At 69.5% G+C, this 22,527-nt stretch carries 16 protein-coding genes; 13 read left to right on the top strand and 3 right to left on the bottom strand.

The window, feature by feature from the left end:
- Positions 1-86: 86 nt before the first annotated feature.
- The 8 genes from ACLQ3B_RS07435 to ACLQ3B_RS07400 all read left to right on the top strand — a co-directional run bounded on the left by ACLQ3B_RS07435 (position 87) and on the right by ACLQ3B_RS07400 (position 10,333).
- Positions 87-1,256: an ATP-grasp domain-containing protein gene (locus ACLQ3B_RS07435; protein WP_425779821.1), complete on the top strand. Its 1,170-nt coding sequence runs from the start codon at positions 87-89 to the stop codon at positions 1,254-1,256.
- Positions 1,253-2,881, top strand: coding sequence for an IucA/IucC family protein (locus ACLQ3B_RS07430; RefSeq protein ID WP_425778569.1), 1,629 nt, complete (start codon positions 1,253-1,255; stop codon positions 2,879-2,881). Before ACLQ3B_RS07435 ends, ACLQ3B_RS07430 begins: the two co-directional genes overlap by 4 nt.
- Positions 2,878-4,476: an IucA/IucC family protein gene (locus ACLQ3B_RS07425; RefSeq protein WP_425778567.1), complete on the top strand. Its 1,599-nt coding sequence runs from the start codon at positions 2,878-2,880 to the stop codon at positions 4,474-4,476. The genes ACLQ3B_RS07430 and ACLQ3B_RS07425 overlap by 4 nt, the downstream gene beginning before the upstream one ends.
- Complete coding sequence (locus ACLQ3B_RS07420) at positions 4,473-5,618, top strand: alanine racemase (RefSeq protein ID WP_425778565.1); 1,146 nt, start codon at positions 4,473-4,475, stop codon at positions 5,616-5,618. Before ACLQ3B_RS07425 ends, ACLQ3B_RS07420 begins: the two co-directional genes overlap by 4 nt.
- 165 nt (positions 5,619-5,783) lie before the next feature.
- Positions 5,784-7,067: a cellulose binding domain-containing protein gene (locus ACLQ3B_RS07415; RefSeq protein ID WP_425778563.1), complete on the top strand. Its 1,284-nt coding sequence runs from the start codon at positions 5,784-5,786 to the stop codon at positions 7,065-7,067.
- A 205-nt stretch (positions 7,068-7,272) separates the two neighbouring features.
- Positions 7,273-8,631 (top strand): glycoside hydrolase family 6 protein, encoded by a 1,359-nt coding sequence (locus tag ACLQ3B_RS07410; protein WP_425778561.1) that lies wholly within the window; start codon positions 7,273-7,275, stop codon positions 8,629-8,631.
- Positions 8,632-8,796: 165 nt separating this feature from the next.
- Positions 8,797-9,477 carry an NAD(P)-dependent oxidoreductase gene (locus tag ACLQ3B_RS07405; protein WP_425778559.1) on the top strand — a complete coding sequence of 227 codons (681 nt, stop codon included), beginning with the start codon at positions 8,797-8,799 and terminating at the stop codon, positions 9,475-9,477.
- A gap of 4 nt (positions 9,478-9,481) precedes the next feature.
- Positions 9,482-10,333 carry a sigma-70 family RNA polymerase sigma factor gene (locus tag ACLQ3B_RS07400; RefSeq protein WP_425778557.1) on the top strand — a complete coding sequence of 284 codons (852 nt, stop codon included), beginning with the start codon at positions 9,482-9,484 and terminating at the stop codon, positions 10,331-10,333.
- A gap of 307 nt (positions 10,334-10,640) precedes the next feature.
- Here ACLQ3B_RS07400 and ACLQ3B_RS07395 read toward each other — a convergent pair whose 3' ends face one another.
- Both ACLQ3B_RS07395 and ACLQ3B_RS07390 read right to left on the bottom strand, forming a co-directional pair.
- Positions 10,641-12,476 (bottom strand): alpha-galactosidase, encoded by a 1,836-nt coding sequence (locus tag ACLQ3B_RS07395; RefSeq protein WP_425778555.1) that lies wholly within the window; start codon positions 12,474-12,476, stop codon positions 10,641-10,643.
- A 261-nt stretch (positions 12,477-12,737) separates the two neighbouring features.
- Positions 12,738-13,628 (bottom strand): alpha/beta fold hydrolase, encoded by an 891-nt coding sequence (locus ACLQ3B_RS07390; protein WP_425778553.1) that lies wholly within the window; start codon positions 13,626-13,628, stop codon positions 12,738-12,740.
- A 30-nt stretch (positions 13,629-13,658) separates the two neighbouring features.
- Between ACLQ3B_RS07390 and ACLQ3B_RS07385 the strand changes: the two genes are divergently transcribed.
- Together ACLQ3B_RS07385 and thrS are read left to right on the top strand one after the other, a co-directional pair.
- On the top strand, positions 13,659-14,327 hold the full coding sequence (locus tag ACLQ3B_RS07385; RefSeq protein ID WP_425778551.1) for a YggS family pyridoxal phosphate-dependent enzyme: 669 nt from the start codon (positions 13,659-13,661) through the stop codon (positions 14,325-14,327).
- 116 nt (positions 14,328-14,443) lie between these two features.
- Complete coding sequence (thrS, locus tag ACLQ3B_RS07380) at positions 14,444-16,417, top strand: threonine--tRNA ligase (RefSeq protein WP_425778549.1); 1,974 nt, start codon at positions 14,444-14,446, stop codon at positions 16,415-16,417.
- Positions 16,418-16,517: 100 nt separating this feature from the next.
- Here thrS and ACLQ3B_RS07375 read toward each other — a convergent pair whose 3' ends face one another.
- Complete coding sequence (locus ACLQ3B_RS07375) at positions 16,518-17,792, bottom strand: ATP-grasp domain-containing protein (RefSeq protein WP_425778547.1); 1,275 nt, start codon at positions 17,790-17,792, stop codon at positions 16,518-16,520.
- Positions 17,793-18,501: 709 nt separating this feature from the next.
- On the opposite strand from ACLQ3B_RS07375, the gene ACLQ3B_RS07370 reads away from it, so the two are divergent.
- Genes ACLQ3B_RS07370 through ACLQ3B_RS07360 form a run of 3 tightly spaced genes read left to right on the top strand, consistent with a single transcriptional unit; the run spans position 18,502 to position 22,197 of the window.
- A complete protein-coding gene (locus ACLQ3B_RS07370; RefSeq protein WP_425778545.1) occupies positions 18,502-20,229 on the top strand; it encodes a non-ribosomal peptide synthetase in 1,728 nt (575 codons plus the stop codon).
- Positions 20,226-21,443, top strand: coding sequence for a cytochrome P450 (locus ACLQ3B_RS07365; protein WP_425778543.1), 1,218 nt, complete (start codon positions 20,226-20,228; stop codon positions 21,441-21,443). Before ACLQ3B_RS07370 ends, ACLQ3B_RS07365 begins: the two co-directional genes overlap by 4 nt.
- The gene (locus ACLQ3B_RS07360; RefSeq protein ID WP_425778541.1) at positions 21,436-22,197 is read left to right on the top strand and encodes a thioesterase II family protein; all 762 of its coding nucleotides are present in this window, start codon (positions 21,436-21,438) and stop codon (positions 22,195-22,197) included. Before ACLQ3B_RS07365 ends, ACLQ3B_RS07360 begins: the two co-directional genes overlap by 8 nt.
- The last annotated feature ends 330 nt before the right edge of the window (positions 22,198-22,527 follow it).

Raw genomic sequence — 22,527 nt, 5'->3', positions numbered from 1 at the left:
CGGCGGCGCCGGCCGACCGGGTGCCATACCGCTCAATAAGGGTAGGCTAGCCTAATCGTCTCATCGTGGTAGTCGACGGAGGCGGTATGCGGCTCTACCTGACCGCTCTCAACCCCACCGACGCCGTCCTGGACGGGTTTCTCCCGGCGGCGGCGTCGCTCGGGCTGTCGGCCACGGTGCTGACCGACCGGCCCGGCGAGTGGCCGGCGGACGTGCGGGTGACGCGGTGCGCGGTTCGCGACGCGGCCGCGGTGGTCGCGGCGACGGCTCCGACCCGACCGGTGGCGTTACTGTCCAACAGCGACCATCTCCAGGAGGCCACCGCGATCGCCGCACGAAAGCTCGGCCTGCCCGGCAAGGACCCGGATGCCGCTCGTTTCTGCAAGGACAAGGCCGCGGCCCGCCGGGCGATCGCCGCTGCGGGCCTCGATCTGGTACGCGCCGTCACCGTCGACCCCGGCGCCGCCCCGGAGGTGCCGACCGAGGTGTTCCCGGCAGTGGTCAAACCCCGCGAGGGGGTGGCCAGCGAGGACGCGTACCTGGTGGCCGACCACGCCGAGCTGGTCGCCCGGGTGGCCGAGATCCGTGGCCGACGGCCCGACGTGGCCCTGGTGGTCGAGGAGTACCTCGACGGTGAGCTGCGGACCTTCGAAACCCTCGGCGACGGCACCGAGTTGGCCGCGCTCGGCGGCTGGCGCACCGGCCTCGGCCCGCCACCGACCTTCACCGAGGAGACCCTCGCCTGGGCGCCGCCGGCGGAGCGGACGCGCACCCACCTGCGGGCGCGGCTCGACGCCCTCGGGGTCGGCTTCGGCGCCTGCCACACCGAGTACGTCATCTCCGACGGCCGGGTCCGGCTCATCGAGGTGAACTACCGCCTCATCGGCGACCGGATGGACCTGATCCTCGCCGACCTGCTCGGTGTGCCGCTGTTCGAGCACGTCATCCGGCTGCACCTCGGCGAGCCGCTGACCGCGCTCGGCCTGCCCGACACCGTCGACCGCTACGCCCGGGTGGAGTACGTCTGCGCGGACCGGTCCGGCCGACTCGTCGCCGCGCCGGGCCCGCTGGACACCGTCCACGGCGACGTCCGGCTGGGCTGCCATCCGCTGCGCGAGCTGGGCCGTAGCGCCGAGCACACCGGCACGAACCGCGACTACCTCGCCGTGCTGCACGGGATCGGCCCCGACGAGGCCACCGTCCGGCATTCGCTGGCCGCCTTCCGAGGCGACCTCCAGTGGACCATCGCCGAGTGAGCGACGACTGCGAGCGGGAGGTCTTCGCCCGGGTGCTCGACGGCCTGCTGCGCGAGGACCACCTCGGTCTGTTCAGCGCCGGCCGAGCGGACGGGCCCGACTGGTGGCAGGTGCCGCACCCCGCTGGCCTGCTGCGCATTCCGGTCCGGGTGGACGGCTTCCAGCAGGCCCTGCGCAGCGCCGCGCCGATGGTGCTGCTGGTGGTCGGCGACGGCGACCCGCAGCGTACGGAGACGGTGGACGGGCTGTTGACATTGCTCGCCCCACGCGACAACGCCGAGGCCGAGGCCGGCTGGCGGGACTTCGGCGTCGAGTGCCGCGCCGACCTGCGGGCCCGGCGGCTCGCCGCCCGGAACCGGCAGCGGGTGCTCACCGAGGTGGCCGCCGAACGCGCGATCGCCCCGAGCGGCATGCCGGCGGCGCTCCTGGACGACGTGCTCGCCGCCCACCACGGTCACCCCGTCTACCCCACCGACAGGTGCCGGCACGGTCTCCGCGACGACGAACTGCTCAGGTACGCCCCGGAGCACGCCCCCCGTTTCGCGCTGCGCTGGTACGCCGTCCCCGCCGAGGACGTCCGGCTCGCGGGCGAGCTCCCGTCGTGGTGGCCACGCACGCCCCGACCGGGCCAACTGCTGCTGCCGGCACATCCGATCACCGTGGCCCGCGACGCGCTCCCGGTGGCCGACCTGCCGGTGACCCCGGTGCGACCCACCCTCTCCATGCGGACGGTGGCACTCGACGAGGACCCGTACGTGCACCTCAAACTGCCGCTGCCGACCGCGAGTCTCGGCGCGCGCAACCGACGCACGCTGCAACCGGGCTCGCTCGCCGACGGCGCGGCCGTCGCCGCACTGCTCGACCGGATCGCCGCCGCCGAACCCACATTCGCCGGTCGGATCCGGCACGCCGACGAGAGCACCTGGGCACACGTCGACGGCGACGAGCGGCGCGGTTTCCTGCTGCGCCGATTTCCGCGTGACCTGGCCGGCGTCCAGGTGGTGCCGGTCGCGGCACTCGCCGCCGCCGACCCGGTGGCGGGCACGGTCCTCGAACGGATCAGCCCGGACCGGCCCGTCCCGCTGTTGGAGTCCTACCTGGACCTGCTGCTCGACTGGCACGTCTTCCTGTGGCTACGCCACGGGATCGCCCTGGAGGCGCACCCGCAGAACATCCACCTGCTGGTACACCCGGACGGCACGGTCGGCCTGCTGTACAAGGACAACGACGGCGCCCGGCTGGACGCGCGGCACGACGGCCCGGGCGGGCTCGCCCTGCACGACGACCGGATGTGGGCGCGTGACCCGCAGGAGTTGGCCGACGTGTTCATCACCATCACCCTGCACCTGGCCGCGGCCGCGCCCCTGGTCGCCCTGGCCGCCCGAGGGCTGCCCGTGCCGTCACCCGCCGAGGCGCTGGTGCCCCGACTCGCCGCCGCCCGCGACCGGTGGGGCGACGGACCGGCGGTGCGGACCTTCACCGAGCGGGTCCTGCACGCCGCCCGGCTGCCCATCAAGGCGATGCTCACCGCCGGCACCCTGTTGCCCAAACAGCGGTTGGGCTGCGCCGACATCAACAAGTACTACCTGCGTACCGGCCCGAACTACCTCCGGGAGACACGATGACGAGCGCGCAGTTGCGCTCCCGGCCGGCCACCGACCCCGGTCAGCTCGCCGACCTGGCTGCCGCACACGCCGTCTTCGGCTGCCTGCTGCGCGAGCTGGCCCCGCCGGACCGCGCCCCGGCCGTGGTCGACGGCGCCGTGCGGCTGCTGCTGCGGCACGTCGACGTCACCGTGCGCTGCGAGGTCGCGCGAGCCTCGCCGCTCGGCGCGCACCGTTACCGAGGGCCGGTGCAACGGAAGGTCGGCGGCGGACGGTGGGCGGACCTGGACGCGGACGGGTTGGCCACTCTGGTCGCGGCGGAACTCGCCACTCGTACCGGCCTGGCGAACGACGAGTTCGTCGAGCAGGTCCGGGCCAGCCGGGACACCGTGGCCCGGCTGCTGGCCGACCGACCGGCCGAGGACCCGACCCCCACCGGTGAGCCCGCTCTCGACGCGTACGTCGACTCCGAGCAGTCACTTGTCTTCGGCCACCCGCACCACCCCACGCCGAAGTGGCGCAGCGGTGACCCGGACAGCTGGCGGGCGTACGCGCCGGAGCTGCGCACCGCGTTCCGGCTGCACTGGCTCGCCGTACCGGACGACCTGATCGCTGAGGCCGGGCCGTTCGATCCGTTGGTGGCCGCCCTCGACCCGCCGCGGCCCCCGCGCGGGCACCGCGTCCTGCCGGTGCACCCCTGGCAGCTGTCGCTGATCCCGCCCACCCACCCACGGCTGCGCGATCTGGGGGCGGCCGGAGTGCCGGTGCGGCCGACGGCGAGCGTCCGCACCCTCTACGCCCCCGAGGCCGACCTGTTCGTGAAGACCAGCCTGCACGTGCGGATCACCAACTGCCTGCGCAAGAACGCCCGCTACGAACTCACCGGCGCGGTGGCGCTGACCGACCTGCTGGCCCGGGTGCCGCTGCCGGACGGGGTGGGGCTGCTCGCCGAGCCCGCGTACCGCACGGTCGACGTCCCCGGCCCGGACGAGGCGTACGGGACGATCCTGCGCGGCGGTCTGCGCCCGCACCTGCGTCCCGGCGACACCCCGGTGCTGGCGGCTGCGCTGGCCGCAACGCCGTTTGTGACACCGGATCCGGTGGCCTGGTGGCGCGCGTACGTCGGCCTGCTGGTGCCGGCGGTGCTGGGCAGCTGGCTCAGCCACGGCGTCGTGCACGAGGCGCACCTGCAGAACGTGGTAGTCGTGCTCGACCGCGATCGCCGCCCGGTCCGCATGCTGCTGCGTGACCTAGAGGGCGTCAAGCTGGACGCCGACCGGTGGGGCACCTGGCCGGACGGCGTCCCGGCGCAGGTCCGCTCCGGTCCCCGGGCCGCCCACCATCGGATCGTCTACTGCCTGTTCGTCAACCATCTCGGCGGGATCAGCGGGGCCCTCGCCGACGCGCGGCCGGATGTCGAACGGCGGCTGTGGCAGGAGCTGCGGGCCGTCGTCGAGGCGGTGGCCGCCGATCTCGGCGATCCGGCCGAGCTGCGCGCCCTGCTGACCGGGGAGCCGCTGCTGGCCAAGGCGAACCTGCTGGTCCGGTGGCGGCGCGACGCCGACCGGGCCGCACCGTTCGTGCCGGTGCCGAACCCGATGGGTGGGCCACGATGACCCGACCGGTCTACGTCCACGACCTCGACGCGCTGGCCGGGCAGGCCCGAGCCATCCGGGCGGCGTTGCCCCGGCCGGTCGAGCTGCTCTACGCGGTGAAGGCCAACCCGGATCCCGGTGTGCTGCGAACCCTCGCTCCGATCGTCGACGGGTTCGAGGCCGCGAGCCGGGGTGAGCTGCGGAGGCTGGCCGAGGTGCTGCCGGGGCGGGCGCCGGCCGCGTACGCCGGGCCGGGCAAGACCGACGCGGACCTCGCCGCCGCTCTCGCCGCCGGGGTGCGCCGCATCCACGTCGAGTCGCCCACCGAGCTGTCGCGACTCGGCGCGCTGGCCACCGTCGCGGGCCGGACGGCCCAGGTGCTGCTGCGGGTGAACCTGCCCGTCGACGCGCCGGGCGCGAGCCTGGTCATGGGCGGTGGGCCCAGCCCGTTCGGCATGGACCCGGCCGACGCCGTCGCGTGCGCCCGCCGCCCGCCCGCCGGCATCGACGTACGCGGAATCCACGCCCACCTGGCCAGCGGTCTGGACGCACCGCTCGCCGCGACGGTCGCCGCCGCCGTGGTCGGCTGGGCGGCGGCCGAGGTCGACGCCGCCGAGGTCGACGTCGGCGGTGGCATGACCGTCGACTACACCGACCCGGCCGCGCGCTTCGACTGGGTCGGCTATGGCCGGGCCCTGGCGGACGTCCTCGACAGGCACCCGGGAGTGCGGCTGCGCATCGAGCCGGGGCGGTCGGTGACAGCCCACTGTGGGGCGTACCTCACCGAGGTCATCGACGTGAAACGCTCCTACGGCGAGTGGTTCGTGGTGGTGACCGGCGGGACACACCACCTGCGGACACCTGCGGCGAAGGGGCACGCGCAGCCGTTCACCGTGCACCCCCGGCGCGGTGCCGTCGGTCCCCGTACCGACGGCGGGCCGGTCACCGTGGTCGGGCAGCTCTGCACCCCGAAGGACGTGCTGTCCCGGTCGGCCACCGCCGGGCCGATCGGCGTCGGCGACGTGCTGGCCTTCTCCATGGCCGGGGCGTACGCCTGGAACATCAGCCACCGCGACTTCCTGCTGCACGAGCCTCCGCATTTTCGCACCGGCGACCTGCGGGAAGTCGCCGCCGAGTGGGCGGACCGACCGCTCGGGACGTGAGCCCGAGAGGCTCGGTCGGCTCGGCATGCCATCGATAACCTGCTATCTTCCATGCGGGAGTGAAGGGCACGCTCCCGGTCACCCGAGCCGACTCGGTGACCAGTCCGGGCCCCCGTCGATGCCAGGCGACCACTGTCGGTCGTCGAACGGCAAGGAGCCCAAGCAATGCTGAGACGTAAATTCTTCCTCCCATCCATCGCGGCTGCGGCGCTTCTCCTCGCGGCCACCACCGGCGGCGTGTTGAGCGGTGGCCTCGGTGCCACCGCGGTGGCCGCCACCAACGGCACTCTCGCGGCGACCGCCGGCTGCGGCAAGGCCCCCACACTCGCCAGCGGAACGCGAACGATCCAGAGCAGCGGACAGAGTCGTACGTACAACCTGCGGATCCCGGACGGGTACGACCGCAACCACCCGTACCGACTGGTCTTCGGCTTCCACTGGTTGAACGGCTCGGCCAACAACGTCACCTCGGCCGGCTACTACGGGCTCCAGCCGCTGTCGAACAACAGCACGATCTTCGTCGCCCCGCAGGGGCTCAACGCCGGCTGGGCCAACACCAACGGTCGGGACCTGACCCTCTTCGACGACATCTCCCGGCAGATCGAGAACGACCTCTGTGTGGACACCACCCAGCGTTTCGCCCTGGGCTGGAGCTACGGCGGGGCGATGAGTTACGCGGTGGCCTGCGCCCGGCCCACGATCATCCGCGCGGTCACCGTGCTGTCCGGCGCCAACCTCAGCGGTTGCAACGGGGGCACCCAGCCCGTCGCCTACTTCGGCATCCACGGCATCTACGACAGCGTGCTGAACATCTCCCAGGGTCGGGGGTTGCGCGACACGTTCGTGCGGAACAACGGCTGTACCGCGCAGAGCCCGCGCGAGCCGAGCCGGGGCAGCCTCACCCACATCACCACCGCCTACTCGGGTTGCCGGGCCGGTTACCCCGTGCAGTGGGCGGCGTTCGACGGGGACCACACCCCCAGCCCGGTCGACGGGTCGGGCAGCCCCAACGACTCGCGGACCTGGACCTCGGGTGAGATCTGGAGGTTCTTCAGCCAGTTCGAGTCGACCACGCCTCCGACGACCCCGCCGCCGACCGATCCACCCACGGACCCGCCGACCACGCCGCCGCCGACCGGCGAACCGGGCGCCTGCACCGCCACCTACCGGACGCTGAACACCTGGCCCGGCGGCTTCCAGGCGGAGGTGACCGTGGCCAACAACTCCACCACGGCCCTGAACGGCTGGACAGTGGGTCTGACCCTGGCCAGTGGCCAGGCCATCAGCAGCATCTGGAGTGGCGCCAACACCGGCACCACCGGCAGCGTCACCGTCAAGAACGCCGCCTACAACGGCACGGTGGGCCCGAACGCCTCGACCAACTTCGGTTTCACCGCCACGGGCAACGGCGCCACCGCACCCAGCAACGTCACCTGCACGAGCCCCTGACCGGGGCGGGACGAGGGCCCGGAGCCAACCGGCTCCGGGCCCGGGGTTCGGTCTGCGCGAAGACGGCAGCCAGGGCCGCACAGGCCCGGGTATCCGTCCCATCGACGAGTCCGCATGCCTTGGCAGTGGTGCGCACCTCCGCTACCGTCCATGGGAACGCTCCCACAAACTTAGAAACATCAATGTGACTTGGAGGCAACACGTCGTGGCTATCCTCTCCTCGCTTCGCCGCAGATCGGCGGCCGCCAGCGTGGCGGCCATCGCGGGCGCCACCGCCGTCGGCGTCTGCCTCGCCGTCAGCAGCGCCTCCGCCGGCACGCTGTCCGGATCGCTCTACCGCGACCCGAGTTCGGCGGTCGTCCGCTGGGTCGCCGCCAACCCCGGTGACTCGCGCGCCGCCGTCATCCGCGACAAGATCGCGAGTCAGCCGCAGGCCCGCTGGTTCGCCAACTTCAACCCCTCGACCGTGCAGTCCGAGGTTTCCGGGTTCATCGGCGCCGCCAACGCGGCGCAGCAGGTCCCGGTGCTGGCGGTGTACGAGATCACCAACCGGGACTGCGGCGGGGCCAGCGCCGGTGGGGCGCCGGACCTCAACCAGTACCAGACGTGGGTGTCCAACTTCGCCAGAGGGCTGGGCAACCAGACCGTCATCATCATTCTGGAAACCGACTCGCTCGCCCTGCTGACGTGCCTGAGCAGCGCCGAGATCAATGCGCGTAACCAGGCGATCTCGACGGCCACCCGGACCATCAAGTCGGGCAACCCCAACGCCAAGGTGTACCTCGACGGCGGCCACTCCACCTGGAACAGCGCGGGTGAGACGGCCAACCGGCTCCGGGCGGCCGGCGTGCAGTACGCCGACGGGTTCTTCACAAACGTGTCGAACTACAACTCCACCTCCAACGAGGCGAACTTCGGCCGGGCGGTCATCTCCGCACTCAACGGCATGGGCATCTCGGGCAAGCGCCAGGTCATCGACACCAGCCGTAACGGGGGCGCCAGCGGGGACTGGTGCGGCGACGACAACACCGACCGGCGCATCGGGCAGTACCCGACGACCAACACCGGCGACGGCAACATCGACGCATACCTCTGGGTGAAGCCGCCGGGAGAGGCCGACGGCTGCCGCTACACGGCGGGTTCGTTCCAGCCCGACCTGGCCTTCAGCCTGGCCAACGGCGCGCCCAACCCGCCCACCACCACCCCGCCGACGACGCCACCGACCACTCCGCCGACCACGCCGCCAACCACTCCACCGACGACGCCGCCGGCCGGTGACGGCTGCTACGCGTCGGTCGCGGTCAACCAGTGGGCCGGTGGCTTCACCGCGAGCGTGACGGTCACCGCCGGCAAGTCGGACATCAACGGCTGGACCGTGACCGTCGCGCTGCCCAGCGGCGCGGTCACCAGCACCTGGAGCGCCCAGGCCAGCGGCACCAGCGGAACCGTCGGGTTCACAAACGTGAGCTACAACGGGCGGGTCCTCGGCCGGCAGTCGACAAGCTTCGGCTTCCAGGGCACCGGCACCGGCCCGAGCACGACGGCCGCCTGCGTGACCAGCTGACCCCAGCCGATGCGGCGGGCCCGGCGTGGAGGACACCTCTCCGCGTCGGGCCCGGCCCGTCCTGCAGCACCGGCCGGGGGCGCTCTACCTGACCTGTGGCTTGTCACAAACCAGTCGCGCGGATCGACGTTCCTTTCGAAGCCACCTCGGAAGGGAGCACACCGGATGCGTATCGTCGTTCTCGGCGCGAACGGGGGCACGGGCCGTCGCCTCGTACAGCAGGCGCTGGACGCCGGCCATGAGGTACGGGCGGTGACCCGGCAGCCGCAGTCGTTCCCGGTCAGAGGCCCCGGCCTGGAGGTGGTGGCCGCCGATGCCACCGTGGAGGTCCCGGTGAGTGGCGCCGCCGTGGTGCTGTCGGCGCTCGGAACGCCGTTCACTCGGCGACCGGTGTGGCTCTACAGCCACAGCACCGCGACGGTCCTGGCCGCGATGCGCCGCGAGGGTGTACGGCGACTCGTCGTTGTCAGTTCCAGCGCCGCCGAGCCGCATCACCATGCCGAGGGCGGGTTCCTGCTCAATCGGGTCATCCAGCCGTTGGTCACCGCCACGATCGGCAAGTCCACCTACGACGACATGCGCACCATGGAGAAGCTGGTGCGGGACAGCGACCTCGACTGGACCATCGTGCGCCCGTCGGGGCTGTTCGACAGCGACAGCGTCACCCGCTATCGGCTCTCCGAGAACCACTCCGACGGTATCTTCACCAGCCGGGCCGACCTGGCGGCCTGCCTGCTGGCCCAGGCCACCGACACCGCCTGGGTCAGGCGGACCGTGGCGGTCACCACCGCCGAGGGCACTCCGACGCTGTTGGCGGTCCTGCGGCGGGAAGCGTTCGGGAAATAGGGACATGGACGACCAGCAGTGGTTCGCCGAGCAGTTGGCGCAGCACCGCCCGCATCTGCGGGCCGTTGCCTATCGACTGCTGGGCTCGCAGGCCGAGGTCGACGACGCGTTGCAGGAGGCGTGGTTGCGCACGACGCGCGCCGACCCGACCGCGATCACCAACCCCGCGGCGTGGCTGACCACGCTCGTCGGGCGGGTGTGCATCGACATGCTGCGGGCCCGCCAAGCGCGCCGCGAGCAGTTGAGCGCAACCTGGGAGCCGCTGGTCAGTGAGTACGGGGATCCGGAGGAAGCCAGCCTGCACACCGACGCGGTAGGCATCGCGTTACTCGTGGTGCTGGACAGCCTCGAGCCCGCCGAACGGCTCGCGGTCGTGCTGCACGACATGTTCGGCATGCCGTTCGAGCAGGTGGCCGCCGTCGTCGGGCGTACACCTGCGGCCACCAGGCAGCTCGCCAGCCGAGCCCGGCGGCGACTGCGCGAGAGCGCTCCGCAGCCCCGGGCCGGCCTGCCCGCCCAGCGCCGTGTCGTCGACGCGTTTCTGGCCGCCGCCCGCACCGGCGACTTCGACGCCCTGTTGACCCTGCTGGACCCCGACGTGGTCTTCCGCTCCGACCACGGACGCCGAGCACGGCTCGCACCGGCCCTGCTCACCGGTGCCCACACCGTGGCCACCCGTGCGGCCGACGCCGGGCCACGGTTCGCGCGCCTCTGCGCTCCCGCGTTGGTCAACGGAGCCGCCGGGGTTGTCGCCCGCGACCGGCGTGGCCGGCCCGTCGCCGTCGTCGGCTTCACCGTCCACGACGAACGCATCGTCGCCATCGACATGATCCTCGACCCGGACAAGATCCGTTGACGGGTCACTCCCTGCATGGAACGTTGTGGGTGCAGGCCTGGCGCTGCCGCGAGTCGGGAGCCGAGTCATCCTTACTCGTCGTCGAGCAGTTCGCGGCGGCAGCCCGTGCACGGTCTCGTGCCCGGTCACCGCGGACCGGATCGACGTCAGCACCCAGGACGCTGAGCCGGCCGCTGACGGCCGGGACCAACACCATCACCCTCGACGCGGCCGGCGGCTACAGCCCCGACGTCGACCGGATCATCGTCTGGCACTAGGCGGCTGCCCGGCCCGGTCCGCCTCGCGCGGACCGGGCCGGCCGCGTCCCTCAGTCGTCGGCGGCGGTCAGTTCCAGCAGCATCGCCTGGCCCGGGTTGAGCAAGGGGAGCGGCACCCCGTCACGGGTGAGCACCCGGCCGGACAGGACGACACCCTGCTCGGCCCCGCTGAGCCAGGCGGGGTCGGCGACCTGGTGTCGGCTGGCCGGTCCGGTCTCCGGGCGGATCCGCACCCGGTAGCGCCGGCGCGGATCAAGGCCGGGCAGCGCCACCCGTGGGGTGTGTGCGGTGGCGCTCGTGGCGGTGCGCACCCACGCGTACACCGCGTGCTTGCGGTCGGGGTCGACGACGCCGTGCAGTAGCGCGCCCTCGTCCACGTCGTCGGCGCGTACCGTTCGCCCGCCGTGCAGCAGCGGGCGAAGCTCGCGGTAGAGCCGCGCCCACCGAGCCAGGGCCTCCAGCTCGTGCGGGTCGCAGGAGAGCAGGTCCCACTCGATGCCGGCGTGGCCGAAGAGCGCGGTGACCAGCCGGAACGGCAGCGCCGCTGTCCGGTGCGTGGTGTGCGCCTCGGCGGGGCCGACGTGGCTGCCGACAAGCTCCGGCGGCAGCAGGGTGGCCGTCCACCGCTGGATCATGTGGCGTTCCACGGGATCGTTGGTGTCCGACGCCCAGACCCGCTGGGTGTGCGCCAGGATCCCGAGGTCGGCGCGGGCTCCGCCGCTGGCACAGCTCTCGACCTCCAGCGCCGGATGCCGGGCGGCCAACCCGTCGAGCAGCCGGTACAGCGCGAGCGTGTGCTCGTGCACCCCGGACGCGCCCGTTCTGCTGTGGAGCGAGGCGTGCAGGTCGCGGTTGTGGTCCCACTTGATGAAGTCGACCCGGCAGTCGGTGACGATGCGGTCGATACGGTCGAGGAGGTACGCGACCACCTCCGGCTGCGACAGGTCCAACGCGAACTGGTGCCGCCAGCCCAGGTCCGGCAGTTCGCCCAGGAGCCACTGCGGGTGCGCGCGGGCAAGGTCGGAGTTCGGGTTGACCATCTCCGGTTCGAACCAGAGCCCGAACTGCATTCCCAGCGCGTGCACCCGGTCGCTGAGCTCGCGCAGCCCTCCGGGCCAGACCGTCTCGTCGACGAACCAGTCACCCAAGCCAGCCGTGTCGCCCCGCCGCCCGCGGAACCAGCCGTCGTCCAGGACGAACCGCTCCACCCCGACGTCCGCGGCCCGCTTGGCGAGCTCCGTGAGGCGGTCCAGGTCGTGGTCGAAGTACACCGCCTCCCACGTGTTGAGCACCAGCGGCCGGGGGGCCGAGGGGTGCTCGGGCCGACCGCGGACGCTGCGGTGGAACCGGTCGGTGACGCCGTCGATGCCCTGGTCACTCCAGGCGAAGAGCACTTCGGGGCTGTCGTACCGCTCGCCCGGGGCGAGCCGGACCTCGACGAGGTCGAGCAGTTCGCCGGCACCGATCACCGCCGAGTGCACGCCCGCACCCTCGGGTAGCCGTTCGACGAGCTGCTCCTGGTTGCCGCTCCACGCCAGGTGGCAGGCCCAGATCTCACCGGTGCGGAACGCGAACCCCGGGGTCCCGGCCAGCACCAGGAACGCGGAGTCGTGCCCGGGCCGGCCACGACGCGATGCCCGGGACCAGGTCCCGTCCCCGACGAGCCGTCGTTGGGGACGCCGTTGCGCTTGGATGTGTTCCCATGGAACATGGAGCAAGCCCTGTCCCTCGGCCGCGAGCAGACCGTGTCCGTCCGCGGGCGTCATCCCGGGATGGATCATCCGCTGGTACTCGAAGGCAGGCGGCGTGCCCGGCGGAAGCTCCCGCAGACCATCGACCCAGTCCTTTAGGCGCGCAGCGCCGGTCGGGTCCTCGTCATCCAGCACTCCCACATGACCCCCGAGGGATTGGCTTGCCCGCAGAACGCATGCCGTGGTTTGCGGCATCAACCGGCTCAAACGCCACCGCACCGTGGTCACCCGATTCGACGAACTCGCCGTGCGCTACGAAGCCACCGTGCACATCGCCGCCCGGGATCCCGGATGACACTCCCGGCCAGGAAGCCGCCGACCAGGGCGACACCGATGCCGCAGTCATACCGGGGGCAGGAGGGCAACGGTGGGGGTCACTCCGGCCGGGTGGTCCCGTCACGGTTGATGCGCAGCGCGGATACCTGCCGGGCCAGTCGACCGGTGTGCGCATACCTGCGCCCTATCTTCCAGGAAGTCGCGGACAAGACGGAGGCTGGTCCGCGGCGCCTCGGCGAAGACGTGGTGGCCTGCCTCGGGTATCACGTGCACGGCCGCGATCGAAGGACGCATCGCCGTGGCGATCGCGTGCGCGTGCGACGGGGGCGTTAGCGGATCGCGACGCCCGGCGAGGACCAATGTGGGGCAGTCGACCCGGTGTAGCTCGCCGCGCAGGTCCAGTTCCGGATGCTCCGTCCGCGCGTAATGCAGCAGAACATCGTCGTTCATCCCTTTCAGGGCGGGACGGGCTGGCGCCGGGCGGCCTGGGTACAACGGAGCACAGCGGCGGCGGTATTCGGCCAGGGTGGCGGCGCCGGGTTTGGTCCAGAACCGTCGGGCGGCGCGGCCGGCGGCGTCGCCACCGAGCTTCGCGAACAGCGGGTACGATGACGAAAAGTCGCCCGTCGCGTAAGGGGACGCCAGGATGAGACCTCCAACCTGCCCCGGACGATCGACGGCGTAGCGCATGGCGACGAGCGTGCCGAACGACTGACCGAGTAGGATCGGGCGCTCGATTCCGAGCGTCCGGCACACCGTGGCAAGGTCGTTGGCCCAGGATTGCAGGTTCCAGTCAATGGCTGTGCCACGCGCGCTGCGACCACCGCCGCGCTGGTCTAGATAGATCACTTGGGCCCAGCGCGAGAGGGCGGACATCCGCGGCTTGAAGACGGTGTGGTCGGCGCCCGGCCCACCGTGCAGTAGCACGACAGTCGGCCGCTCGCGCCAGCCCGTCCCATGGGCTACGAGGGAGGGTCCCTCGACGTCAAGATATAGTCGGTCGATATACATAGCAGGCTCCAGGCTGGACGAGGTTGAGGGATGACGACGGTACGACCAACTCTGGCGGCAGTACAGCAACAGGTCGCCGCGGCCGTTGCTCGGGCTGGTCGCACGGGTGACTCGGTCACCCTGATCGCCGCCTCCAAGACCATCCCCGCCGAGGTCATCGAGGAGGCCGTCGCCGCCGGGCAGACAGTCTTCGGGGAAAACCGGGTGCAGGAGGCTATGGCGAAGTGGCCGGCTTTGCTCGATCGCCATCGGCAGATTCGACTGCATCTCATCGGGCCCCTGCAGACGAACAAGGCCCGGGATGCCGTTCGCTTCTTCGATACGATCCACTCGGTCGATCGTGTGGCGCTGGCTGCTGCACTGGCAAAGGAGTCCCAGAAGCAGGGGCGTCGGCCCGAATGTTTTATTCAGGTCAATATCGGCGCCGAGCCGCAAAAGGCTGGGGCTTCAATCGCTGAAGTCGATTCCCTGATTGCTGCCTGTCGCTCAGAATACGAGCTCGATGTAGCCGGTCTGACCTGTATTCCGCCGTCCGGTGAGCCGCCCGAAAGGCACTTCACGATGCTCGCGGAGATAGCCGCAAGAAACGGTCTCAAGTGCCTCTCGATGGGCATGAGCCAAGATTTCCCCGCAGCCATCGAGTGTGGTGCCACGCACGTCCGAGTAGGAACCGCGATCTTCGGCAAACGGGCAGCTTGACCAGAGCACGCCGGCCGACGGCGGCCGGAGGCTCCGGCTAGACTTGCCTCTGTCCAGACGCCGACTGCAAGGGAACGATGGTGCCGACTCAAGAGAAAGCAGCAGGACCAGCCCTGGTGCGCGTCACCATTCCGGCCGGGTCGCCAGGCGCCGATGCGGTGGCGACGGCGGCACTGCCCCGGGGCGGGCCCGAGGCGATCGTGGTGGTCCGCGATCTGAACGGCGAGCTGCACGACCTCGATTGGGTGCCGGCCACCGACACTGAGGTCGACCTGATCCCTCTGTCGAGTCCCGACGGCCTTCGGGTGCTGCGGCACTCCACGGCGCATGTCCTCGCCCAGGCGGTTCAGGATCTGTTTCCTGAGGCGAAGCTCGGTATCGGGCCCCCCATTGACAACGGCTTCTACTACGACTTCGGTGTGGCGAAGCCATTCACCCCCGAGGATCTCGAGCGTATCGAGGCCCGGATGAAGGAGATAGTTCGTTCCGGCCAGAGTTTCCGCCGACGAGTATTTCCGTCACTCGATGTCGCGCGCACCGAGCTGGCGGAAGAGCCGTACAAGCTCGAGCTCATCGATCTTAAGGGCGCGGTTGACGCCTCCGAGGTGATGGAGGTCGGTGAGGGCGAACTCAGCATTTACGACAACGTCGACGCCAAGAGCGGCAAAGTTGTCTGGTCCGACCTCTGCCGAGGGCCGCATCTTCCGCTGACGCGGCTAATCGGCGCCTTCAAGCTCATGCGGGTGGCCGGTGCCTACTGGCGTGGGCAGGAGGACCGCCCGATGCTGCAGCGCGTTTATGGCACTGCCTGGGCAAAGCAGAAGGACCTTGACGACTACCTGTGGAGACTCGAACAAGCTGAGCTGCGTGATCACCGCCGCATCGGCCGCGAGCTCGAGCTGTTCCACTTCGATCCGACGGCCCCGGGTATGCCATATTGGTTGCCCAAGGGAATGCGTGTGCTCAACAATCTCCTGCAGTTCTGGAGGGATGAGCACGAGGCGCGTGGCTACCAGGAGATCGCCACCCCGCTGATCAACAACAAGAAGCTTTGGGTGACGTCCGGGCACTGGGATCACTTCCGCGACGATATGTTCGTGATTGCCGGTGGCGATGAGCACTCCACCATGGCGCTCAAGCCGATGAACTGCCCGAACGCGATGGTCGTCTACAACCTCAAAACTCGGAGCTACCGGGACTTCCCGCTCCGGTTCAGCGACTCTGACCCGCTGCACCGCGATGAGCGGTCGGGCGCGTTGCATGGCCTGCTGCGGGTGCAGAAGTTCCAGCAGGACGATGCCCATGTCTTCGTGACGCCGGCCCAGATTCGCGAGGAGTACGAACGGATCTTCGACATCTGTGACCGCTTCTACAAGATCTTCGGCCTGACCTACCGACTGCGCATTGGTACCCGCCCCGACAAATTCATCGGAGAACGGGCGACCTGGGACGAGGCCGAAGCGACGCTGCTGTCGATCCTGCATGAGCGGACCGGGGGTGACTTCGAGACCGAGGAGGGCGGCGGTGCTTTCTACGGCCCGAAGATCGACATCCTGATGGAGGACGCACTCAGCCGACAGTGGCAGACCGGTACCATCCAGCTTGACTTTCAACTGCCCCGCCGGTTCGGCTGTGTCTATATCGATGAGCACGGCGAACGGCAGACTCCGGTGGTCATCCATCGGGTCGTCTACGGCTCGCTCGAGCGCTTCCTCGGCATCTACATCGAGCACACCGCGGGTAACTTCCCGCTCTGGATCGCGCCGGTGCACGTGAACGTCCTGCCAATCTCCGACCAGTTCGTCGAGTATGGCGAGAAGGTGGCCGGGCGGTTGCGCGAAGCTGGGGCGCGCGTCGAGGTCGACGCCCGCAACGAGACGCTGGGCAACCGCGTGCGGCTGGCACAGCAGGAGAAGGTCCCGATGGTCGCGGTCGTCGGTGCCCGCGAACAGGAAGAGCAGACGGTCAGCCTGCGCCTGCGAGGCGGCAAAAAGATCGCCTCAATTCGCCTGGATGAATTCGCCGAACGCCTCGGCGCCGACCTGCGGGACCGCACGCCCGAGCTGACCCTGGTGGCGACGGACCTGTGAGCTCTGCGGCGCTGCCGCGCGAGTGAGCCGAGCCCCGGACGCGTAGCCTGGCACCTGCACCAGGTGCCAGGCTACGTACGCGTCGCGGTGCCGGGCGCCGTCAGACCAGTTCCGATACGTCGACCCGGAACCGATCGATGACGAGCTGCATGTCACGGCGGATCTCGTCCGCCGTGGCCGCGGCGAAGATGAACTTGCCCGACCCGCCATACGCGGCGGCGTGCTCATTGAGAACATCGCCGATGTTGGGCACGTCAGCGGCGATGACCGACTCGGGCAGGGCGTCGAGGCCGTGGATGCGGCGTACTTCGCATCGGCGGGTCGCGGGCAAGGGCGCGATGAGCCAGCCGGAGGCACCCACGTGGGGAGTGTCGGTGATCTGCCGGGGCTCGCGCAGAGTCGAGGGCTCGTTGAGGCAGGCGAGGACGGACTCCCAGGTGAGATCGACGCCATAGACCTTGCTTATGTGCGGCACGACCCAGGCGCCACCGTAGCGGCTAGCCGCCTCGAGGAAGACGAACTCCCCGGTGGACAGCAGGAACGCTTCGATATGGAAGGTGCTGTCGTAGAGTCCGAGGCTCTTCAGGACACGCTCAACGAAGGCCCCCGCCGCGGCAACCTGGGCGTCGTCGTTGAACGTGAGGGTGGCGACGGCGGCACCCTCGTTGCGGTAGTCCAAGGCATTCCACGCGTATTGCGAAGGGCTGAGGAAGCGCACCTCACCGTCGCGGACCACACCGTCGAAGTGACACACGGTGCCGTCGATGAACTCCTCGACCTCGTACCCGTCCTCGAATGCGTTGACACTGGCGTAAGCCAGCAACTCGTCGGCATCCTGGAAGATCCGCACGCCAAAGCTGCCGGCCTGCCGACGCGGTTTCAGCACCACTGGGCCGGTGAACTGCCCGAGAAACTCCTGCAACCGCTCGACATCCAGATCGGAATCGACCGGAAGGAAGCGGGGAATCCGTAGGCCGGATCCGGCCAGTGCCGCCTTCATCAGCACCTTGTCGCGGAAGAGTTCGGCGGTGTGTGTGTTCACGCCGGGCACTTTGAACCGGTCTCGTAGCATCGCGGCTGGAAGCGTCGTGTGTTCGTGGATCCCGATCACCGCCACCGGATCGTCCCACTGCCGGGACCACTGCTCGACCATGGAGATCATGCTCGGCGCCGCCCGCTCGTACCCGTCGAAGTCCAGGCCGTCGGCCGCATCGATGACGCCAACCGCGGCGAACAGCGCGCGAACGTGCGGTGGTAGGTGCGCTGCCTGATGCCGGTCGAGGATCAGTGTGAAGGTGTACCGGGCAAAGTCGAGCCGCTCGAGGTGCTGGAGGCGCAGTCCTATATAGACAACGTGGGGCTTACTGTCGATCACGGATCCGCTCTCTCACCTCGATAGCACCGCTGGCGGCCCGCCATCGGCAGCTCACCAGCCGACAACGTATCACTGTTCACATCAGACGAGCGCTTGCGAGTTGATCATCGGTCGTAGCGATCACGGTCCGCCTGACGGGTGCGATGATCGGCCAGATGCGCCGAATCGCTTCGGCCATCGCGAGGAGCCGCTGTGCGACGCAGACGAACACCCTTGTCGGGTGCGTCCGTGTGTCCTTTCGGGTTGATCTGGTCTTTTGGCGTCTGGGTGACCGACTCGACCCACTGGCGGACGCCGGCGAGGTTGCCGAAGCAGCGCTGATCGTCCTTGCGGTCGAGGGCCGGCCAGCAGTACCCCGACCTGCTCGGCGGCGTGCCAGCGGCGGACCTGTGGATCGTTCAGCCCGATGGTCTTGCCGGTGTGGAAGCAGGTCTCGATCGGCCAGCGGTTCCGGCGCTTCGGGCAGGGTGCGGAGCGGGATCGGTTGGGGCGACCGGCAGCGGTAGAACGCCAGCTCACCGTCGCCGATCCGGCGGTGGCATCGCCGGCCATCTCCATAACGAACCGAGGCCACCGTGCTAGTGATCGAGGTCTTCCGGCCCACAACATGACTAGTGTACGGTCCACGCCGGACCGGTGCCTGGCTAGCCGGCGCCGCGAAGCGCATGGCCACGACACCACCAATCGATACACAACGGGGGAGTTAGTGGTGCGTCACTCGATGCCGCCCGGAATCGACGGGCAGCGTGCTGACCTCTGCGCACTGTTCGCGGCGTCAGTTGCCCGACACGGTGCCGGGCCGGCCGTCACCGGACCCGACGGGACTTGGACGTACACCGAACTCGACAGATGGTCGGACGACATCGCCGGAATGCTGGCCGGCCACGGCGTGCATGACGGCGATCGCGTGGCTTTCCACCTGGAGCGAGGCCCCGCGATCGTTGCCGTACTGCTCGGCATCCTCAAGGCGGGCGCTGCGTACGTCCCGATCGAGTGGAGCTTTCCGCAGGCCCGACGCGACGAGATGACGGAGCTGAGCCGCTCCGTGGCCCTTGTCACCGGCGGTGCCGAGCTTCGGGTCCAGCAGATCAGAACGGCCGAACCAGCGTCGTGGCCGGAGCCTCCCGCATGTGTGATGTTCACCTCGGGATCCGCTGGCCGGCCGAAGCCGGTCGTCCTCACCCACCAGAATCTGATCCACTTCGCCACCAACCCGGGGTTGCCACCACTCACACCTGCCGACCGGGTAGGACACGCCTCGAGCATCTCGTTCGACGCGTCGCACTACGAGATCTGGTGCACCCTCGCCGCCGGCGCGGAGATCGTGATCCTGCCCAGCGTGGCAAGCCTGGTGCAGTCGGATGTAAACCGCGAGCTGAAGCGCCACCGGATCACCGCGATGCTGCTACCGACGATGGCGGTCAACCACATCGTCCGGGCCGACCGGGAAGCGCTCGCCGGCCTACGTATCCTGCTGACCGGCGGCGACGTGCTGCAGCCCTCGATCGCCCGTGAACTGCTGAGCAGCGATTTCACCGGGACGTTCTACAACCTGTATGGACCGACCGAGGCGACGACCGCCTGTACGGCCTACCCGGTGACCGAGGTGACGGCCGGCGACGTCACCGTGCCGATCGGCCGACCGCTGCCCGGCTGTTCCGCGGCCGTCCTGAACCCGCAGGGCGTCGAGGTCGCTGACGGCGAGGTCGGATTGCTGCACGTGGGTGGCCCCGGCGTGGCGTGGGGATACCTCGACGGGGACCGGTTCCCGCTGGACCCGGTCGCTGCAGACGGTCGCCCCCGATACAACACCGGGGATCTCGTCCGCCGACGCAGCGACGGTGTACTTGAGTTCCTGGGCCGCGCTGACGACCAGGTCAAGATCCGAGGCTACCGGGTCGAGCCCGGCGAGGTCGAAGGGGTGTTGTGCCAGCATCCCCAGATCCGTGACGCAGCCGTGGTGGCGTGTGGCACCGCGGACAGCCGCCATCTGGTGGCGCTCGTTGTCGCCTACGGCAAGCTGAACCCTAGTGCGCTGCGGAAATTCGCCGCGGCTCTTCTGCCGGACCATCTGTTGCCGAGCAGCTTCCGGCAGGTGTCAGAGCTACCGGCGGATGGCAACGGCAAGCGGGATCGAGGGCGGCTCCGGGAGTTGGCCAACGAGCAGTGGCGCCGGACGAGCAACCGGGTAGCCCCCCGCACGGAGACCGAGCACTATGTCGCCGGCCTGTGGGAGGAACTCCTGGCGGTTGAGGGTGTCGGCATCGACGACGACTTCTTCGCCCTCGGCGGCAACTCCCTGCTGGCGCTGAGCCTGCGCCGGCGCGTTTCGAGGGACCTCGGCGTCGACCTCCAAGCGCTCGATGTGCTCGCCACGACCAGGCTGAGCAACCTCGCCGCACTGATCGGTGACCGCCTGGCCGGGACGCCGTCGTGACCATCGACCAGATCGACCTTACTGACCTGGACGTCTTTACCGCCCGGCGCTTCCACGAGCAGCTTGGCTGGCTGCGGGACAACGACCCGGTGCACTGGCACGCGACGCCCGGTGGCGGGGGCTTCTGGATACTCACGTGCTACGAGGACATCACCGCCGCCTATCGTGATCATCAAACCCTCAGCTCAAGCGGCGGCGCTATGCTCGGCGGTTCTTTCCGCAACGAGTCCGACACGTCATCGGGGCGCATGCCGGTGTCGTCCGACCCACCGCGACACCGGATGTTGCGCCAGGTGATGCATCGGGTCTTCACCCCGAAGATGATTGCTCAGGCGGCGGAACAGATCTCGGTACTGGTGGCGGGGGCGTTGTTCCGCGCGGAATCCGAGGGCGGCGCGGACTTCTCGACGGATATTGCCACTGAGCTGCCCGCCGGCGCTCTGATGATCCTGATGGGCATGTCATATGCCGACGCCCACTGGCTGATCGGTATGACCCGCCGGATGATCGGATACCGGGACCCGCTGCTGGTCGACATGACCGTCGACGAGCCGCTCCGGTTGGCCGGGATTCAGGCCGACATCCTTGAGTTCTTCGCGGACCTGCTGCTCGACCGGTCTGACGCCGACGGCGACGACTTGATCAGCGTGCTCCGCCGAAGTGAGATCAACGGTCAACCGCTGAGCTTCGACGATATCCTCTACAACTGCCTGAACTTCGCGGTCGGTGGCAACGAGACCTCCTCATACACCGCTTGCGCTGGTTTGTTGGAACTGATGCGGGAGCCGGAGCAGCGGCAGCGGCTGACCGCCGATCCGGACCTCTTGGACTCTGGCCTCAACGAGATGCTGCGGTGGAGCTCAACCAACGCTTACGTTCAACGCCGTGCGGTGACCGATATGGAACTGCACGGCCGAACGATTCGCGCCGGGGAGGCGGTGACCCTCTGGAACGTCTCGGCGAACTTCGACGAGCGGCAGTTCGCCGACCCGTACCGATTCCGACTCGACCGCTCGCCGAACCGCCATCTGTCCTACGGCTCGGCGATCCACCGGTGCATCGGCGCGGCGCTGGCCCACTCGGAGCTCACCGTCTTGTTTCGGCAGATGCTCGACCGGCGCTGGCACTTCGAGCCGGCCGGGGACGTCCGGTACCTGCGTTCGAACTTCATTCTGGGCATCACTCGGCTTCCGGTGGCGGTGGTCGGTGACTGACCTGCCCAAGGGATACCGGATCCACCGTGGACACGTCATTCTCGAACGGCCGTCGGCGACCGTCCGTCTGCTGGCATTCCACCACGCTGCGGGTTCCGCCATGTCGTACCTGAGGGTCGCCCGTGATCTGCCCTCCGGATGCGAACCGGTCTTGGTCGAGTTGCCCGGTCGCGGCGGGCGGGCCGACGAGCGCCGACCACAGTCCTTCGCGGCCGCGCTAGCGCAGGTCCTAGACGAGATCGCGGTGCTCGTCGATCGACCGACGATCCTGGTCGGGACAAGCCTCGGTGCGCTCTTCGCGCATAACGTCGCAGCGTCGCTGCGGGGGCCCTTCCTACGTGCGGTGCTGGCCTGCGCATGTCCGGCGCCTGGCCGGATGACTGCGGCCCGGCCGGCCAACCGAAGTCCCTCGCAGCTGCTGGATCGGCTGTGTCGGGACGGGCAGTTGCCACCGTCGCTCGCCGCCGACCTGGACCTGCGTGACTACCTGGTCGGTCTACTCATCGACGATCTGCGCCTCGCGGACACCTATGAGCCGCCCGACACCGGCCCTCCGGCCGGCATCGGCTACCACTACTGGTTCGGCGCCGCCGACCAGGGCGCGGGAGCCGGCGAGGCGGCAGGATGGAGCGTCGCCGCGCAGCGGCAGGTTGCGGTTCGGCAGTTCTCCGGAGGGCACTTCTTTTTGCAGGAGGAGCAGCTGGCGATTGAGGCACTCGCTGCTCTCATCACCGATCAGATCGGGCATGTATGATCATCCCGGTTTAGCGTCGCATCGACAGGCGCAAGTGATGGACATAAGCTTGATCGCTGCTGCAGGGCTGCGAGCGGATTAGCCTTGTGTCTGTGCAACATTCGCTCTCGAAAGTGAGGTGGGACTCATTGGCGATCGCCCGGATTCGACACGCTAGGCTATGGGATGATCTGTTCGGGTTGCCCGATGCAATGCCCAAATCTGTCCTCCTGTTTGGATTGCATGACATTCGGCTGCCCGCTTATGCGACTAGTGGCGCACTCTTGAGCGCACTCCGCCGACTATTGATTTCAGGTCGCCCTGGTCGGCTTTCGGCCGATTTCCGAGCGC

It is taken from the genome of Micromonospora sp. DT53, from assembly GCF_049841535.1.
Classification (GTDB): domain Bacteria; phylum Actinomycetota; class Actinomycetes; order Mycobacteriales; family Micromonosporaceae; genus Micromonospora.
This window is presented reverse-complemented; position numbering and strand designations above follow the sequence as displayed.

Excerpts from the sequence above, each read along its gene's own strand:
- ACLQ3B_RS07390 (WP_425778553.1), bottom strand. The coding sequence starts at position 13,628 with ATGTATATCGACCGACTATATCTTGACGTCGAGGGACCCTCCCTCGTA.
- ACLQ3B_RS07400 (WP_425778557.1), top strand. The coding sequence starts at position 9,482 with ATGGACGACCAGCAGTGGTTCGCCGAGCAGTTGGCGCAGCACCGCCCG.
- ACLQ3B_RS07435 (WP_425779821.1), top strand. The coding sequence starts at position 87 with ATGCGGCTCTACCTGACCGCTCTCAACCCCACCGACGCCGTCCTGGAC.
- ACLQ3B_RS07420 (WP_425778565.1), top strand. The coding sequence starts at position 4,473 with ATGACCCGACCGGTCTACGTCCACGACCTCGACGCGCTGGCCGGGCAG.
- ACLQ3B_RS07415 (WP_425778563.1), top strand. The coding sequence starts at position 5,784 with ATGCTGAGACGTAAATTCTTCCTCCCATCCATCGCGGCTGCGGCGCTT.
- ACLQ3B_RS07405 (WP_425778559.1), top strand. The coding sequence starts at position 8,797 with ATGCGTATCGTCGTTCTCGGCGCGAACGGGGGCACGGGCCGTCGCCTC.
- ACLQ3B_RS07385 (WP_425778551.1), top strand. The coding sequence starts at position 13,659 with ATGACGACGGTACGACCAACTCTGGCGGCAGTACAGCAACAGGTCGCC.
- ACLQ3B_RS07425 (WP_425778567.1), top strand. The coding sequence starts at position 2,878 with ATGACGAGCGCGCAGTTGCGCTCCCGGCCGGCCACCGACCCCGGTCAG.